13 protein-coding genes are annotated in these 15,246 nt (G+C 64.7%); 4 read left to right on the top strand and 9 right to left on the bottom strand.

Going from position 1 to position 15,246, the window contains the following annotated elements; genetic code table 11:
• The first annotated feature begins 16 nt into the window (after nucleotides 1–16).
• Complete coding sequence (locus P7644_RS16810) at nucleotides 17–913, top strand: carbohydrate kinase family protein (protein WP_404300382.1); 897 nt, start codon at nucleotides 17–19, stop codon at nucleotides 911–913.
• A 70-nt stretch (nucleotides 914–983) separates the two neighbouring features.
• Here P7644_RS16810 and P7644_RS16805 read toward each other — a convergent pair whose 3' ends face one another.
• From P7644_RS16805 to P7644_RS16770, 8 genes are all read right to left on the bottom strand, one after another.
• Nucleotides 984–1,580, bottom strand: a complete 597-nt coding sequence (locus P7644_RS16805) for a histone (RefSeq protein WP_404300381.1) — start codon at nucleotides 1,578–1,580, stop codon at nucleotides 984–986.
• 179 nt (nucleotides 1,581–1,759) lie between these two features.
• The gene (locus P7644_RS16800) at nucleotides 1,760–2,923 is read right to left on the bottom strand and encodes a ribonucleotide-diphosphate reductase subunit beta (RefSeq protein ID WP_404300380.1); all 1,164 of its coding nucleotides are present in this window, start codon (nucleotides 2,921–2,923) and stop codon (nucleotides 1,760–1,762) included.
• A gap of 138 nt (nucleotides 2,924–3,061) precedes the next feature.
• Nucleotides 3,062–5,872, bottom strand: coding sequence for a ribonucleoside-diphosphate reductase subunit alpha (locus tag P7644_RS16795; protein WP_404303238.1), 2,811 nt, complete (start codon nucleotides 5,870–5,872; stop codon nucleotides 3,062–3,064).
• A 350-nt stretch (nucleotides 5,873–6,222) separates the two neighbouring features.
• The gene (gene ampD / locus P7644_RS16790) at nucleotides 6,223–6,816 is read right to left on the bottom strand and encodes a 1,6-anhydro-N-acetylmuramyl-L-alanine amidase AmpD (protein WP_404300379.1); all 594 of its coding nucleotides are present in this window, start codon (nucleotides 6,814–6,816) and stop codon (nucleotides 6,223–6,225) included.
• Nucleotides 6,800–8,263, bottom strand: coding sequence for a sigma-54-dependent transcriptional regulator (locus P7644_RS16785; protein WP_404300378.1), 1,464 nt, complete (start codon nucleotides 8,261–8,263; stop codon nucleotides 6,800–6,802). Before P7644_RS16785 ends, ampD begins: the two co-directional genes overlap by 17 nt.
• A 210-nt stretch (nucleotides 8,264–8,473) precedes the next feature.
• Nucleotides 8,474–10,171 (bottom strand): sensor histidine kinase, encoded by a 1,698-nt coding sequence (locus P7644_RS16780; protein WP_404300377.1) that lies wholly within the window; start codon nucleotides 10,169–10,171, stop codon nucleotides 8,474–8,476.
• 33 nt (nucleotides 10,172–10,204) lie between these two features.
• Entirely contained in the window at nucleotides 10,205–10,432 is a 228-nt protein-coding gene (locus P7644_RS16775; RefSeq protein ID WP_404300376.1) for a PP0621 family protein, read from the bottom strand.
• A gap of 7 nt (nucleotides 10,433–10,439) precedes the next feature.
• Nucleotides 10,440–11,237, bottom strand: coding sequence for an inner membrane protein YpjD (locus P7644_RS16770; protein ID WP_404300375.1), 798 nt, complete (start codon nucleotides 11,235–11,237; stop codon nucleotides 10,440–10,442).
• Between the two features lie 95 nt (nucleotides 11,238–11,332).
• On the opposite strand from P7644_RS16770, the gene ffh reads away from it, so the two are divergent.
• Nucleotides 11,333–12,712 carry a signal recognition particle protein gene (gene ffh, locus P7644_RS16765; protein ID WP_404300374.1) on the top strand — a complete coding sequence of 460 codons (1,380 nt, stop codon included), beginning with the start codon at nucleotides 11,333–11,335 and terminating at the stop codon, nucleotides 12,710–12,712.
• Nucleotides 12,713–13,050: 338 nt separating this feature from the next.
• Here the strand turns inward: ffh and P7644_RS16760 are convergent, their stop codons facing one another.
• A complete protein-coding gene (locus P7644_RS16760) occupies nucleotides 13,051–13,602 on the bottom strand; it encodes a hypothetical protein (RefSeq protein WP_404300373.1) in 552 nt (183 codons plus the stop codon).
• A 230-nt stretch (nucleotides 13,603–13,832) separates the two neighbouring features.
• Between P7644_RS16760 and P7644_RS16755 the strand changes: the two genes are divergently transcribed.
• Both P7644_RS16755 and tfpZ read left to right on the top strand, forming a co-directional pair.
• Nucleotides 13,833–14,318, top strand: a complete 486-nt coding sequence (locus tag P7644_RS16755) for a prepilin-type N-terminal cleavage/methylation domain-containing protein (protein WP_404303237.1) — start codon at nucleotides 13,833–13,835, stop codon at nucleotides 14,316–14,318.
• Nucleotides 14,319–14,423: 105 nt separating this feature from the next.
• Complete coding sequence (gene tfpZ, locus P7644_RS16750) at nucleotides 14,424–15,191, top strand: TfpX/TfpZ family type IV pilin accessory protein (protein WP_404300372.1); 768 nt, start codon at nucleotides 14,424–14,426, stop codon at nucleotides 15,189–15,191.
• The last annotated feature ends 55 nt before the right edge of the window (nucleotides 15,192–15,246 follow it).

Genomic DNA, 15,246 nt, shown 5'->3' with positions numbered 1-15,246 from the left:
TTAAATCTTTGACCCTATGGCTGCGCTGATCTGCGGTTCCTTGGCATTCGACAGCATCATGACGTTCGAGGGGCGGTTTGCCGAGCAGATACTGCCCGAGCAACTGCATATCCTGAACGTGTCCTTCCTCGTGCCCACGCTGCGCCGCGACTTTGGTGGCTGCGCCGGCAACATTGCCTACAGCCTCAAGCTGTTGGGAGGCGAACCCAAACCCATGGCCATGCTCGGCGCCGATGGCGGCGACTATCTGGCGCGGCTGCGGCAGCTGGACATAGATACCGGCTTCGTGGGAACGGTGAACGACACCTATACCGCCCAGGCCATGATCATGACCGACCGTGACAACAACCAGATCACGGCCTTTCATCCGGGCGCCATGATGCAGGCGCACCGCAACCGCATAGAACCGGATGCCGGGGTGCAGATCGGCATCATTGCGCCGGACGGGCGCGATGCCATGCTGCAGCATGCCGCGGAGTTCGTCGCGGCGGGCATTCCCTTCGTATTTGACCCGGGACAGGGCCTGCCCATGTTCAATGGCGACGAACTGCGCCGCTTCATAGCGCAGGCCAGCTGGATTGCCGTCAACGACTACGAGGGCAGGATGCTGTGCGATCGCACGGGCTGGACGCTGGCCGAGTTGTCGCAGCAAGTGCGCGGCCTGATCGTCACGCTGGGTGCCGAGGGCTGCGAGGTTTGGGAGCAGGGCTCCAGCACCCGGGTGGCGCCGGTCAAACCCACCCAGGTGGTCGACCCCACGGGCTGTGGCGACGCCTGGCGCGGGGGGCTGTTGTATGGCCTGGAGAAGGGCTGGTCTCTGGTGCGCTGTGCAGAGTTGGGTAACCGTCTTGGCGCGCAGAAGATCGCGCAGCGTGGGCCACAGAACTACGTCTTGGATTTCACGCCCGACTGATCTGCGAGGGGCAGAGCATCAAAAAACCCCGGTGCAAGCACCGGGGAGCATGGCGGTGATTGCCTGGGCCTTACGGTTTGCCACCCGTGGGGAAAGGCCACGCAGCCTGGGGATTTAGCGTGGTTTGCGCCGCAGGCGTAGGCGCCACGGCGGGCGCTTTGGCGGCGGCCTTCTTGGCGGCAGGCGCCTTCTTTACCGTGACGGCCTTCTTGGCGGGTGCCACGGTCTCTTTGGCTGGTGCGGCTTTCTTGGCCACGGCAGCCTTCTTGGCGGGTGCCGCAGCCTTCTTGGCCACTACGGCCTTCTTGGCGGGTGCCGCAGCCTTTTTCGCCGGTGCGGCGGCTTTCTTGGCGGGTGCTGCAGCCTTCTTGGCGGGCGCAGCGGCCTTCTTGGCCACTACGGCCTTCTTGGCGGCGGGTGCCGCAGCCTTTTTCGCCGGTGCGGCGGCTTTCTTGGCGGGTGCTGCAGCCTTCTTGGCGGGCGCAGCGGCCTTCTTCGCCACTACGGCCTTCTTGGCGGTGGGTGCTGCAGCCTTTTTCGCGGGCGCAGCGGCCTTCTTCGCCACTACGGCCTTCTTGGCGGCGGGTGCCGCAGCCTTTTTGGCCGGTGCTGCAGCCTTCTTCGCAGGGGCTGCCTTTTTTGCAGCGGGTTTCTTCGCAGTTGCCATCATTTTCTCCTTGGGTCGATTTGCAGAGAGCACTCTGCGCCTGCATTGGGCGCGGAGCGATCCATGGCAACGACACAATGCTCGTCACCACGAATGCGGGGACGCTCCAGCGCCGCAGCGCCGTTGGGCGCAGAGTGCGAGGAGCGTGGTTGAAAAATCATGGCTAGGTCAATCGGGATTCAATCCCAGGACAGTGCGCCGCCGGTCTGGTACTCGATGACGCGCGTCTCGAAGAAGTTGCGCTCCTTCTTCAAGTCAATCATCTCGCTCATCCAGGGGAAGGGGTTTTCTTCGTTCGGAAACAGCGCCTCCAGCCCGATCTGCGTGGCGCGGCGGTTGGCGATGTAGCGCAGGTAGCCCTTGAACATGGAGGCGTTCATGCCCAGCACGCCGCGCGGCATGGTGTCCTCGGCGTAACGGTATTCCAGGTCCACGGCCTTGTGGAACAGGGCGGTGACCTCCTGCTTGAACTCGGGCGTCCACAGCTGCGGGTTTTCTAGCTTGAGCTGGTTAATCAGGTCGATGCCGAAGTTGCAGTGCATGGACTCGTCGCGCAGGATGTACTGGTACTGCTCGGCCGCGCCCGTCATCTTGTTCTGCCGGCCCAGGGCCAGGATTTGCGTGAAGCCCACGTAGAAGAACAGGCCCTCCATCAGGCAGGCAAACACGATCAGGCTTTTGAGCAGCGTCTGGTCGCTCTCGGGCGTACCGGTCTTGAAGCTCGGATCCATGATCGCCTCGATGAAGGGGATCAGGAACTCGTCCTTCTCGCGGATGGAGCGGATCTCGTTGTAGGCGTTGAAGATCTCGCCCTCGTCCAGGCCCAGTGACTCCACGATGTATTGGTAGGCGTGGGTGTGGATGGCCTCCTCGAAGGCCTGGCGCAGCAGGAACTGGCGGCACTCGGGCGCCGTAATGTGGCGGTAGGTGCCGAGCACGATGTTGTTGGCGGCCAGGGAATCGGCCGTCACGAAGAAGCCCAGGTTGCGCTTGACGATGCGGCGCTCGTCCTCGGTCAGGCCGTTCGGGTCCTTCCACAGCGCGATGTCGCGCGTCATGTTGATTTCCTGCGGCATCCAGTGGTTGGCGCAGGTGGCCAGGTATTTTTCCCAGGCCCACTTGTACTTGAACGGCACCAGCTGATTCACATCGGTCTGGCCGTTGATGATGCGTTTATCGACCGCGGCCACGCGGCGGGGCCGGGGGGCTGCGGCGCTTGTGCTGGGCTGCAGCGCGGGGGGCTTGAAAGCCATTGACGGCGACTCAACCGGGCGGCCGTTTGCGAGGCTGCCATCCAAGAGTATTCGCGATGAGGGCTTGACTTCGTCGTCCCAGGTAAGCATAGGATTTCCCGTGGCTGGATTATGGAAGCAGTGCTCCAAAATGAAAAGCACTGAAGCGTTGCTGCGCCGTGATTTGTTGCTCCACCACACCAGCGAGCGAGGCGCATGAACATGCGCCAGTCCGCCGATGTGCGTTTTTCACTGGCAGGCCTCGCAGCCCGGATCGTCGATGGCGCAGAACTTCACGTCTGTGGCAGGCACTGCCGCTGCCGCATCGAGCGCGTTGGACTGAGGCTCGGCACCCGCTGAAACCGCGTTGAGCTGGCGCGTATTCACGGTGCTCATCTCCACATGCGTAGCGCTCTGCGTGCGCAGGTAGTAGGTAGTCTTCAGGCCGCGCAGCCAGGCAAGCTTGTAGGTCTCGTCGAGCTTCCTGCCAGAGGCGCCGGCCATGTAGAGGTTCAGGCTCTGGGCCTGGTCTATCCATTTCTGGCGGCGGGCTGCGGCCTCCACCAGCCAGCTGGACGCGACCTCGAAGGCCGTGGAGTACAGGGCCTTGATGTCCTGCGGCACGCGGTCGATCGCATGCAGCGAACCCTTGAAGTGCTTCAGGTCCATGAGCATCACGTCGTCCCACAGACCGAGCTTTTTCAGGTCGCGCACCAGGTACTGATTGATGACGGTGAACTCGCCCGACAGGTTGGACTTGACCGACAGGTTGCCGAACGAGGGTTCGATGGACGCATCCACACCCACGATGTTGGAGATGGTGGCCGTAGGCGCTATGGCCACGCAGTTGGAGTTGCGCATGCCGTCACGGGCGATCTTCTGGCGCAAAGCCTTCCAGTCCAGGCGCGTGTTGCGGTCCACTTCGACATGGCCGCCGCGCTCGCGCGCCAGCAGCTCCAGCGAGTCCAGCGGCAAGATGCCCCGGGACCATAGCGAACCCTGGTAGCTGGAGTATTGGCCGCGCTCGCGGGCCAGTTCGGTCGAGGCCCAGTAGGCGTGGTAGCACAGAGCCTCCGTCGATGCATCGGCGAATTCGACGGCCGCGTCGCTGGCATAGGGGATGCGTAGTTCGTACAGCGCATCCTGGAAGCCCATCAGCCCCAGGCCCACGGGACGGTGGCGCAGGTTGGCGTCGCGCGCCTTGTCCACGGCGTAGTAGTTGATGTCGATGACGTTGTCCAGCATGCGCATGGCCGTGGTGATGGTTTGGCGCAGCTTGTCGTGGTCTATGCGCCCATCCCTGATGTGGCGTGCCAGGTTCACCGAGCCCAGGTTGCACACGGCCGTCTCGCTGTCGCTGGTGTTGAGCGTGATCTCGGTGCACAGGTTGCTGGAGTGCACCACGCCCGCATGCTGCTGGGGCGAGCGGATGTTGCAGGGATCCTTGAACGTGATCCACGGGTGGCCGGTCTCGAACAGCATGGACAGCATCTTGCGCCACAGGTCCACGGCGGGCACGCGCTTGAATAGCTTGATCTCGCCGCTGTCGGTCTTGGCCTCATAGGCGGTGTAGGCGCGCTCGAAGGCCTGGCCGTACAGGTCGTGCAGCTCGGGCACGTCCGAGGGCGAGAACAGCGTCCACGGGCCCTTGTCCAGCACGCGTTTCATGAACAGGTCGGGAATCCAGTTGGCCGTGTTCATGTCGTGCGTGCGGCGCCGGTCGTCGCCGGTGTTCTTGCGCAGCTCCAGGAATTCTTCGATGTCCAGGTGCCAGCTCTCCAGGTAGGTGCAGACGGCGCCCTTGCGCTTGCCGCCCTGGTTCACGGCTACGGCCGTGTCGTTGACCACCTTCAGGAACGGCACCACGCCCTGCGACTCTCCATTCGTGCCCTTGATGTGCGCGCCGAGCGCACGCACGCGCGTCCAGTCGTTGCCCAGGCCGCCGGCGAACTTGGACAGCAGGGCGTTTTCCTTGATGGATTCGTAAATGCCGCTGAGCTCGTCGGGCACCGTGGTCAGGTAGCAGGAAGACAGCTGCGAGCGCAGCGTACCGCTGTTGAACAGGGTGGGCGTGCTGCTCATGAAGTCAAACGACGAGAGCAGCTCGTAGAACTCGATGGCGCGGGCATTGCGGTCTGCCTCCCGCAGCGCCAGGCCCATGGCCACGCGCATGAAGAAGGCCTGGGGCAGCTCGATGCGCGTCTTGTTCACGTGCAGGAAGTAGCGGTCGTACAGCGTCTGCAGGCCCAGATAGTCAAACTGCTGGTCGCGCTCGGCCTTCAGGGCGGCGCCCAGGCGCGGCAGGTCGAACGACAGCAGATCGGGATTGAGCAGCTCGTGATCCACGCCCTTTTGGATGAAGCCCGGGAAGTAGCCCGTGTACGCCGCCTGCATCTCGGCGGGCTGCACGCCCTGGCCCAGCACCTCGCGCACGATGGTATGCAGCAGCAGGCGCGCCGTGGCGTAGGTGTAGCCGGGGTCCTTTTCGATCAGGGTGCGCGCCGCTAGGATGGAGGCCTTGTAGACCTCGTCCATGGGCACGCCGTCGTACAGGTTGCGCAGGGTCTCGGCGGCGATGGGTGCGGCCTGCACGTCCTGGCCCAGGTTGGCGCAAGCCGACTCGATCAGGGCCTGCAGGCGCAGCACGTCCAGCTCCACGCGCTGGCCATGGTCCTGCACGTACAGCGCCGGCATCTGGGGGTGTAGCTGCACCTTCTTCTGCTCCCGCTCCTGCGTGCGGCGCTCGCGGTACAGCACGTAGGCGCGCGCCACCTCGTGGTGGCTGCCGCGCATCAGGCCCAGCTCCACCTGATCCTGCACGTCCTCGATGTGGAAGGTGCCCCCGCTGGGGCGCGAGCGCATCAGCGCGCGCACCACCGCCTGGGTGAGCTGGTTCACCACCTCGCGCACGCTGGCCGAGGCGGCGCCCTGCGTGCCGTGTACGGCGAGGAAGGCCTTCATCATGGCCACGGCGATCTTCTGTGGCTCAAAGGGCACAACGGCGCCGTTGCGCCGGATGATCTGGTAGTGGCTGAGGGTGCTGGATGCGCTGGCCGGCATGGGTACCCCCGCGGCAAGGGCCTGAGGGGGCGAAATGGAGTCAGCGTGAATGGATGCAGCTGGCATGGAATCCTCTGTTGGGGGTGTTGCTGGAAGGTGGTGCGCACCGGGCAAAAACTGCCGGCGGGCACTTGTCGCAGGCCGTCGGCTTGGGAAGTTTGCACACTATATATGTGGTGTCTTAATGGTAAAAGACACTATAGGTAGTGTATATCCGTATGGGATGTTTTGCGAGAACGTAGCGCCGAAAGCGCGAAACCGCCGCCAGGGTTTGCCGCATGGGGCCGGTGATGGTGCGCCTCAATGGTGGCGCGCGCTTGCAGCGCTCTTAGCCCGCCAGCGGTCAAGGCCTATGGCTGCGCTGCTGGTGGAAAAACGATGCCTGAACCGGCAAAGGCCGAGCGCATCCGCCGCCACTCGAACCCGGGGCCAGGATCGTTCTTGCGATAGGGCGCAATGTGCTCATGGCCGGCGATGTAGCGGATGGGATAGCGGCCTGACAGCGCGGTGCACAGGCCGGTCAAGGCGCGGTACTGTGCCTCCTCGAACTCCTGGCCCTCCAGGCCTTCGAGCTCCACGCCAATCGAATCGTCGTTGCAGGCGTCGCGTCCACGGTAGTGCGAGCGCCCGGCATGCCAGGCGCGGCGGTCGGTATCCACGAACTGCCATAGCTGGCCGCCGCGAGCGATGAAGAAATGGGCCGAAACCTCCAGCCCGCGGATCTGCCGGAAATAGGGGTGTGCATCCCAGTCGAGGCGGTTGGTGAACAGCTGATGCACCGCCGTGCCGCCATACTCACCCGGCGGCAGGCTGATGGAGTGCACGACGATCAGGTCGACGACGGCGCCGGCCGGCCGCTCGCCGTGGTTGGGCGAGTGCATGGGGCGCGCAGGCAGATACCAGCCGCCGCGCCATGGCGCAGCCGGCCTACTGCGCCTGACCATGCTTGTCGTCGCCCTGCGACATGGCGATGCGCAGGCGCTCGATGCGGTAGCGGACCTGGCGCGGGCTTAGCCCCAGGCGTGTCGCCGTGGCCGTGTGGTTGAAGCCCGTCTCGCGCAGGGTGCGCACCAGAATCTCGCGTTCGTGCTGGTCCAGCCAGGCCTGCAGGTCGCTGGGCAGCGGCGCCGGGTGCGTGCCGGTCTGCGCGCTTGCCATCGATGGCGTGGGTGACGCCGGGGCTGTGGCGCCATCTGGCACGGCGGTGGCGGCGGGGTGCTCTACCTGCAGTTCATGCCCGTCGCTCAGGGCCACGGCGCGGTGCAGCAGGTTTTCCAGCTCGCGCACATTGCCCGTCAGCGGATGCTGGGCGATACGCTGTAGCGCGGCGTCACTCAGGCGCGGCACGGTGAAGCCCGACTCCTGTTCGATGCGGGCCAGCAGCGCCTGGCACAGCGCCGGCAGGTCCTCGCGCCGCTCGCGCAGCGGCGGGATCACGAGCTCGATCACGTTCAGTCGGTAGTACAGATCCTGGCGGAAGCGCCCGGCCTGCACGTCGGCCGCCAGGTCGCGGTGCGTGGCGCTGACGATGCGCACGTCCACCGTCTCCTCCTGGGTGGAGCCGAGCGGGCGGATACTGCGCTCCTGAATGGCGCGCAGCAGCTTGGACTGCATGGCCAGCGGCAGGTCGCCGATCTCGTCCAGAAACAGCGTGCCGCCGCGTGCGGCCTGGAAGTAGCCCTCGCGGTCGCTGGCAGAGCCGGTGTAGGAACCCTTGCGCGCGCCGAAGAACTCGGCCTCGAGCAGGTTCTCGGGAATGGCTCCGCAGTTCACCGCCACCAGCGGGCCGCCGGCGCGCTGGCTGCTGGCATGCAGGGCGCGCGCCACCAGCTCCTTACCCGTGCCGGATTCGCCGTGGATCAGCACCGGAGCCATGCTGCGCGCCACCTTGGCGATGCGCTGCTTCACATTGCGCATGACCTCGGATTCGCCGATCAGGCGCGCCAGCACCGGGTTGTCTGCATCGGGGGCTGCGGATAGGCCGACACGGCTCGCCTTGGCAGCCGGCAGCACCCCGCCAGTGCCCTGTATGGCCGAGGCCACGACGGAGCGGAACTGCTTCAGGTCCACGGGCTTGGTCAGGTAGTCAAAGGCGCCCGAGCGCAGCGCCTCCACGGCGTTCTCGGCCGAGCCGTAGGCCGTCATGACCACGCAGCGCTCGGGCCGCTGCTGCTCGCGCAGGTCATGCAGCAGCTCCATGCCCAAACCGTCGGGCAGGCGCATGTCGGTGATCACGGCGTCGAAGGTCTGGCTTTGCAGCAGCTCGCGCGCCTCGCCCACGCTGCCCGCCGTCTCCACGCGATAGCCTTCGCGCAGCAGCGTCAGCTCATAGAGCATGCGCAGGTCGGGTTCGTCATCGACGACAAGAATGCAGGCGGCGGTAGCGTTCATGAATCCTGAAGGCTCAAGTAGCTTTTTCTGTTGAAGAGAAAACCGCCGTCATCCCCGCGAAAGCGGGAATCCACAGCGGCGACGAAGCGACCGCTTGGGTAGCACTTGGATCCCCGCTTTCGCGGGGATGACGGGCCCTGTAGACATTCCATGCCGTGGCCATGCGCATCAACAGACATCACTACTTGAGTCATCTTGAATCCGGGTTTCTCAGACCACGATGGTGTCAAACAGTGAGCCGGTTTCGGCGGGGCGGGTGGTGCTGCGAAAGCTCACCGTGAAGGCGTTGCCTGCCACTGCGCCGCGATCGAGCATGCGCGTGCTGCGCTGGTAGCCGATGGTGGCGCCATGGCGCTGGCACAGCTGGCGGCAAATGTACAGGCCCAGGCCGCTGGAACGGCTCTCCGAGGAGAAGAAGGGCTCGAACAGGTGGCGCTCCACCGATTTGTCCAGTGGCGCGCCGTCGCTCCAGACCTGCAGGCCGATCGGCCCGTCTGCCGGGGCGCGCGTACTCAGCAGCAGCGAGTCGGCCTGCTGCCCCTTGTAGCGCAGGGCGTTGTCCAGCAGGTTGACCAGCACGCGGCGCAGGTGCTCGGCATCAAACTCCACCTGCGCGGCGCCCGCATGCAGCAGCAGCCGGCCCTGGCGGCGCGCCGGGTCGTGGGCCTGCCAGTCCCGCCAGACCTGCGCTGCGGTGGCGTCCAGCGCCAGCATGGACGAGGGCGTATAGCCGATCTGGTGCTGCACCCGGGCGATGTCGAGCACGTCCTCGGTGATGCGCACCAAGCGATCGGCGTTCTGCGCAATCATGTGGCTCAGGCGCTTGTGGCCCGGATCGCTCAAATCCTCGGCCAGCAGCTCATTGGCCTGGGCGATGGCCGCCAGCGGGTTGCGTATCTCGTGCGCCACCGCGGCCGACATGCGCCCCATGGAGGCGAGTTTCTCGGTGCGCAGGCGTGCCTCCATCTCGCGCAGGTCGTGCACAAACATCACGCACAGCGGCTCTTCGTCCATGGCGCCTGCCGCGCCCGGCGTATGCGTGAGCCAGGTGCGTATGCGCAGCCCCATGGGGCTTTGCCCCTCGTGCAGGATGTTGACGTCGGCATGCTGGGGCTGCGCCTGCGCGAACGAGGATTGCGCCAGCTCCATCAGCGGCTTCCAGGCCTGAGCGTGGGCCAGCATGAAGGGCAGGGTGGTCTTGGCATCCGGGCCCAGCAGCAATAGGGCCGCCGGATTGGCCAGGTGCACCTGGCCCTGGCGATCCAGCACCAGCACGCCATCGGCCAGATGCTGCATGACCAGCGCGCTCACGGCCCTTTGCGTGCGCGCATCCATCCGGCTGCGTTGCGCCATCTGCTGCTCGCTGGTGAGCCTGGAGGCCAGCTGGTGCACCAGGTAGGCCACCAGAAAATAGCCCGTGCCGGTCAATGCCGCCTGCAGGTAGCGCTGGGCGGCGTCGCCGCCGCCGTGCTCGCCCAGCCACCAGGACCAGGCCAACAGCAGCAGGGTCACGCCCGCGGTAGTCCCCAGGGCCAGCGTCAGCGTGCCCAGCACCCCGGCCATGAGGATGGGCAGGCCAAACAAGGCCGTGAAGTTCATGCTGCCCGACTGGTGCAGCAGTTGCTGCAGGGCGATGAGGGCGATGTCCAGACCGATCGAAGGCAGCCAATGAATGCCCGGTTGCGGGGCGGGCGGCACGCCTGCTGCAACTATCCGCAGCAGTACCGTGGCCAGCAGATAGCCCAGGCTGATACCGAGCGGCGCCAGTTCGCTGGCCTGGCTCAGTGCCATAGTCAGCAGCTGCAGCAGCACCAGGGCCAGCGCCACCATGACGCGTGCCGTCAAGAAGGTCTTCCACAGGCGCTGAAAGGGCTGGCGGCTTGCCGCGTGGGCGGTGGCTAAGGGCATGCTGCGTGCCATGGGCAAAAGACTCTCAGCCTCTCAGGCGGGCCCCTGATCCCGGTGCGCGCTGCAGCAATAGCTGCGCCCATCTTTCCACAGGGCCTCGCCCTGGGGCAGGTGCACGCCGCACTGCGCACAGCGCACCATGTCCTGCGGTGGCGCAATGCGCGGGCGTGGGGTGCCACCCCGGCGTGCAGCGGTGCCGCGCTGGCTGCGCCACAGGGCATAAACGACGGCGATCACCGCCAGCACGATGAGGTATTTCATGGCTCGCCTATCCCACTCGCCCCAGCACCACTTCCAGCACGAAGCGCGAGCCCACATAGGCCAGCAGCAGCAGCATGGCCCCCGCATACAGCACCCGCACCGCGCTGCGCCCGCGCCAGCCAAAGCGCGCACGGCCCAGCAGCAGCACGGCAAAGGTGACCCAGGCCAGCACCGAGAACACCGCCTTGTGGTCCCATAGCCAGGCGCGGCCGTAGAGCTGCTCGCTGAACAGCCAGCCCGCCACCAGCGTGGCCGACAGCAGCACAAAGCCCCAGCGCACGAAGCGGAAGGTCAGGCGCTCCAGCGTCAGCAGCGGCAGGCTGCCGTGCAGCTGGGCCGCCAGGCGCATCTGCCGCTCCGCGCGGCTCATGAGCCAGGCGTGCACCACGGCGGCGGCAAACAGGCCATAACAGGCAATGCCCAGCGTCAGGTGCAGCGGCAGCCAGGGCGATGCCGGCACATGCAGCGGCCGGCCCGGGAACAGCGCCGCCAGCAGCACGGCCGCACCGCCCAGCGCGCCCAGAATCCAGCGCGTGCGCATCTGCGGGAACAGCTCGCGCTCCAGCGCATAAATGGTCAGCACCAGCCAGGCCGTCATCGACAGCGCGGCGGCAAAGCCGAAATGAGGCGTGCTGCCCAGCTGCCCCCAGGCGAGGCTGAGCGCATGCAGCGCCCAGGCCGGCGCCATCGCCAGGTGGCTGCGCCCCCCTTCCCTGCGCGAGGCCACGGCCGCGCCCAGCGCATAGGCGGCAGCGGTCACCAAGGCCAGCAGCCATGCCGACGGGGAAGCACTGAGTAAAATCATAGGTTTGAAGTTTAGCCCCTCGCTCCTGGTCCCCAGGGCCGGGCCGTCGGCAGGCGGTGCAGCCTTTAGCCGATGCATCTGGAGCACTTGGCACGATGGCCTCCGCACTCACCGAAAAACTCACCCGTCTCGTCAAGGAGATGCGCGGCCAGGCCCGCATCACCGAATCCAACGTGCAGGACATGCTGCGCGAGGTGCGCATGGCACTGCTGGAGGCCGACGTGGCCCTGCCCGTAGTGCGCGACTTCATCGCTCGCGTCAAGGAAAAGGCCCTGGGCCAGGAGGTGCTGGGCAGCCTCAAGCCCGGCCAGGCGCTGGTGGGCATCGTCAACCAGGAACTGGCCGCCACCATGGGCGAGGGCGTGGCCGACATCAACCTGGCCGCGCAGCCGCCCGCCGTGATCCTGATGGCCGGCCTGCAGGGGGCGGGTAAGACCACCACCACGGCCAAACTGGCCAAGCACCTGATCGAGAAGCGCAAGAAGAAGGTGCTCACCGTCTCCGGCGACGTGTACCGCCCCGCGGCCATAGAGCAGCTCAAGACCGTGAGCCGGCAGGCCGGCGCCGAATGGTTCCCCAGCACGCCCGACCAGAAGCCGCGCGACATCGCCCTGGCCGCGCTGGACTACGCCAAGAAGCACTACTTCGACGTGCTGCTGGTCGACACCGCCGGTCGCCTGGCCATCGACGAGCTCTTAATGCAGGAAATCAAGGACCTGCATACCGTGCTGAACCCTGTCGAGACCCTGTTCGTGGTGGACGCCATGCAGGGCCAGGACGCGGTGAACACCGCCCGCGCCTTCAAGGAGGCGTTGCCGCTCACCGGCATCGTGCTCACCAAACTGGACGGTGACTCGCGCGGCGGCGCGGCGCTGTCGGTGCGCGCCATCACCGGCGCACCGATCAAGTTTGCCGGCGTGTCCGAGAAGATCGACGGCCTGGAGGTGTTCGACGCCCAGCGCCACGCGGGGCGCATCCTGGGCATGGGCGACATCGTGGCCCTGGTGGAGCAGGTCACGGCCGGCGTGGACATGGAGGCGGCGCAAAAGCTCGCCGCCAAGGTCAAGAGCGGCGACGGCTTCGACCTGAACGACTTTCTGGCCCAGCTGCAGCAGATGAAGCAAATGGGCGGCCTGTCCAGCCTCATGGACAAGCTGCCCGCGCAACTCACCGCCAAGGCCGGCCAGATGGACATGGACAAGGCCGAGCGCGACATCCGCCGCAAGGAAGGCATCATCTGCAGCATGACGGCGCAAGAGCGCCGCCGGCCCGAACTCATCAAGGCCACGCGCAAGAAGCGCATCGCCAATGGCGCCGGCGTGCAGGTGCAGGAGGTCAACCGCCTGCTCAACGAGTTCGAGCAGATGCAGGGCATGATGAAGAAGATGAAGGGCGGCGGCCTCATGAAGCTCATGAAGAAAATGGGCGGCATGAAGGGCGGCCTGCCCGGTATGGGCGGCATGCCGCGCTTCTGAAAGAATAGCTGTTAACGCTTGATCGGCAAGGGTTTTGCCGGTTTTTTTCTGTTTGTTGATATACCTCAGGCAGTCGCTACCTAACTCCCTCCCCTCTGGGGGCAGGGGGGGTGGCCGGCGACGCTGGGGCCTTGATGCCGGCAAGATGCCGGCGTTCCGGTCCCATTCCGGCCGTCTCCCGGCTCTGTAGGTCGGGGTAGCCCGCCAGCCAAGGGCGATATGTGCAAACGCCAGCCCCCGCAAAGGGGCAAAGCCGCCAGCGCCGCGATCCGCGCAAGCGTTGCCAAAATATAAGAAAAATGCGGCACTAAGCCTTATTTATCAAGCGCAAACAGCTATTAATTTTGCTGTTCAAACTTGCCGTCACCCGCACCCGGCAACAGCGCTGCCACCTGCTGCGCCGCAATCGCATGTCCATGGGCCGCGGCCTTGGCCACCCACATCAGGGTCTGGGCGTCGCCGCCGCCCGCATCGCCCAGCCCGGCGGCGTGCAGCAGGCCCAGCCAGTGCATGGCGTCGGCCTCGCCCTGCTCGGCGGAGCGCGTCAGAAAGTAAAGCGCCGGCATCACGCTGCCCGCCCCGCCCGGGGCGGCAGGCGCGGCCCCCTGCGCCTCGCGCAAGGCCGTCAGCGCAAACAGCGCGCCCACCTCGGCCTGGGGCCCGGCCTCGCCCTGGTCGGCGCGCACCAGCATGTCCACCTCTGACTCGTCCAGCGCCAGCGCCAGCGCCGGCCGCACCGCCTCGAACGCCACCAGCGCCCGCCCGCGCTCGTCGCCCAGGCGCGGCACCAGCCCCTCCTCGATGCGCCGCTGCCAGGTGCGAATGCTGCGCCCCGTCAGGACGGCGGCGGTGTTCAGGCTGATGCAGGGGGCGGGAGGGTGTGCAGGCATGTGCCGATTTTATGGGCCCCACCGGCCACGGTGCCCGTGTCGCGCCAAGCGTGCGACAAGCAGTACCTAAGTGTCGCCATATGGCAGCGACGTAACTTTGGGTGTCCATGTGTTACGACGACAAGGCGATGTTTCTTGCCGCTTCTGCGTGGTTTTGGGGTTGGCACGCCGCTTGCATTGAGTTCTTTACCCAGGCCCGGTGCCTGTTTTTCTCAACGGAGGGATTTCAAATGAAAGCAAATCTGCAAAAAGGTTTTACCCTGATCGAACTGATGATCGTCGTGGCGATCATTGGTATTTTGGCGGCCGTGGCACTGCCAGCTTATCAAGATTACACGGTGCGTGGCCGTGTGTCTGAAGTGATTCTCGCGGCGTCTTCTTGCCGCACCTCCATCACTGACACCGTACAAAACGCTCCGGGCGCGGATGTCGAGGCGGCGCTGGCGGCTTCGTGCTCGGTGACTCCGACCAAGATGGTTGCTTCTGGCAGTGCTGACGCCAATGGTGTCATCACGGTGGTTGGAAATGAAACCAACCTTAAGGGTGATATTACAAACGCTGCGAATTCAATTTCCATGGTGCCTTATGTCGGCAATGCTGCACTTGTTGGAAAGACAGGTGGGGGTTCGACCATCACCGAGTGGAAGTGCGGCCCTGCAAGTGCTAAGGGGATGCCGCTGAAGTACCTGCCGGGTTCCTGCAAGTCCACCACCTGATAGAAGCTGGGGTTAAACCCGAAAAGGCGGCCATGTGCCGCCTTTTTTGCTGCTGGTTTGCATCGGATTCGTTGAGGAAGCCTGCATGGCAAAGGCGCAGAGTAAATGCAAAAAAAAGCGTACCTAGACAAAATAAAGGCTTGTGCCATACACCTGTGCACGAGTCTGGTGGTAGCCGGACTGGCAGCATGGTTGGTTTTCGGGCTGTGGTATCCATATCCCTATCGTCAAATCTTCGGCGGGCGTGAACTGTTTTTGCTGCTCGTGCAGGTGGATGTGGTATTGGGGCCACTAATTACTCTGATTGTCTATAACCGGGATAAATCGCGAAACGAAAAAATGCTTGATTTCAGCGTCATTGGAGTGTTGCAGTTGGGTGCGCTTTTGTATGGCCTTTGGACGATGGCCGTAGCACGCCCCGTTCATACCGTTTTTGAGTACGACCGCTTTCGCGTGGTGTCGGCGCTGGAGGTTCCAGACGATTTGTTGCTTAAAGCACCGCCCGGCTTGCGTGTGTTGCCATGGACCGGTCCCACTTTGCTTTCACTGCGGCCAATGCGGGCCGATGAAAGTGTGGAGATGACCATGGCGGCTATCGGTGGTGTGCCGCTTTCGGCGCGACCAGAATTATGGCAAGACTACGAGAAGGGGCGCCAAGCCATCTTGCATGCGGCACGGCCGCTCACTCAGTTGATAGAGCAGATGCCACAGTATAAAAATCAAATCGAAGAGAGCGCGCAAACATTGGGGAAGACCGTTGCCGATTTTGTGTGTTTACCCCTGCAAGGTCGAAATGCCGTGGTTTGGACTCTGCTTTTGGATCGGAAATCTGCCGAACCTCTGGGCTACTTGCCGTTTGATTCCTTTGATTAATAGGAAGCAGATTTCAATTAAATCGGTAAAAATGGGGTCGTATTCCAATTTAAGA

It is taken from the genome of Alicycliphilus denitrificans (assembly GCF_044792555.1).
In the GTDB taxonomy this organism is placed as follows: domain Bacteria; phylum Pseudomonadota; class Gammaproteobacteria; order Burkholderiales; family Burkholderiaceae_C; genus Alicycliphilus; species Alicycliphilus denitrificans_A.
The sequence above is the reverse complement of the archived record's forward strand: the minus strand, read 5'-3'. Positions and strand labels throughout refer to the sequence as shown.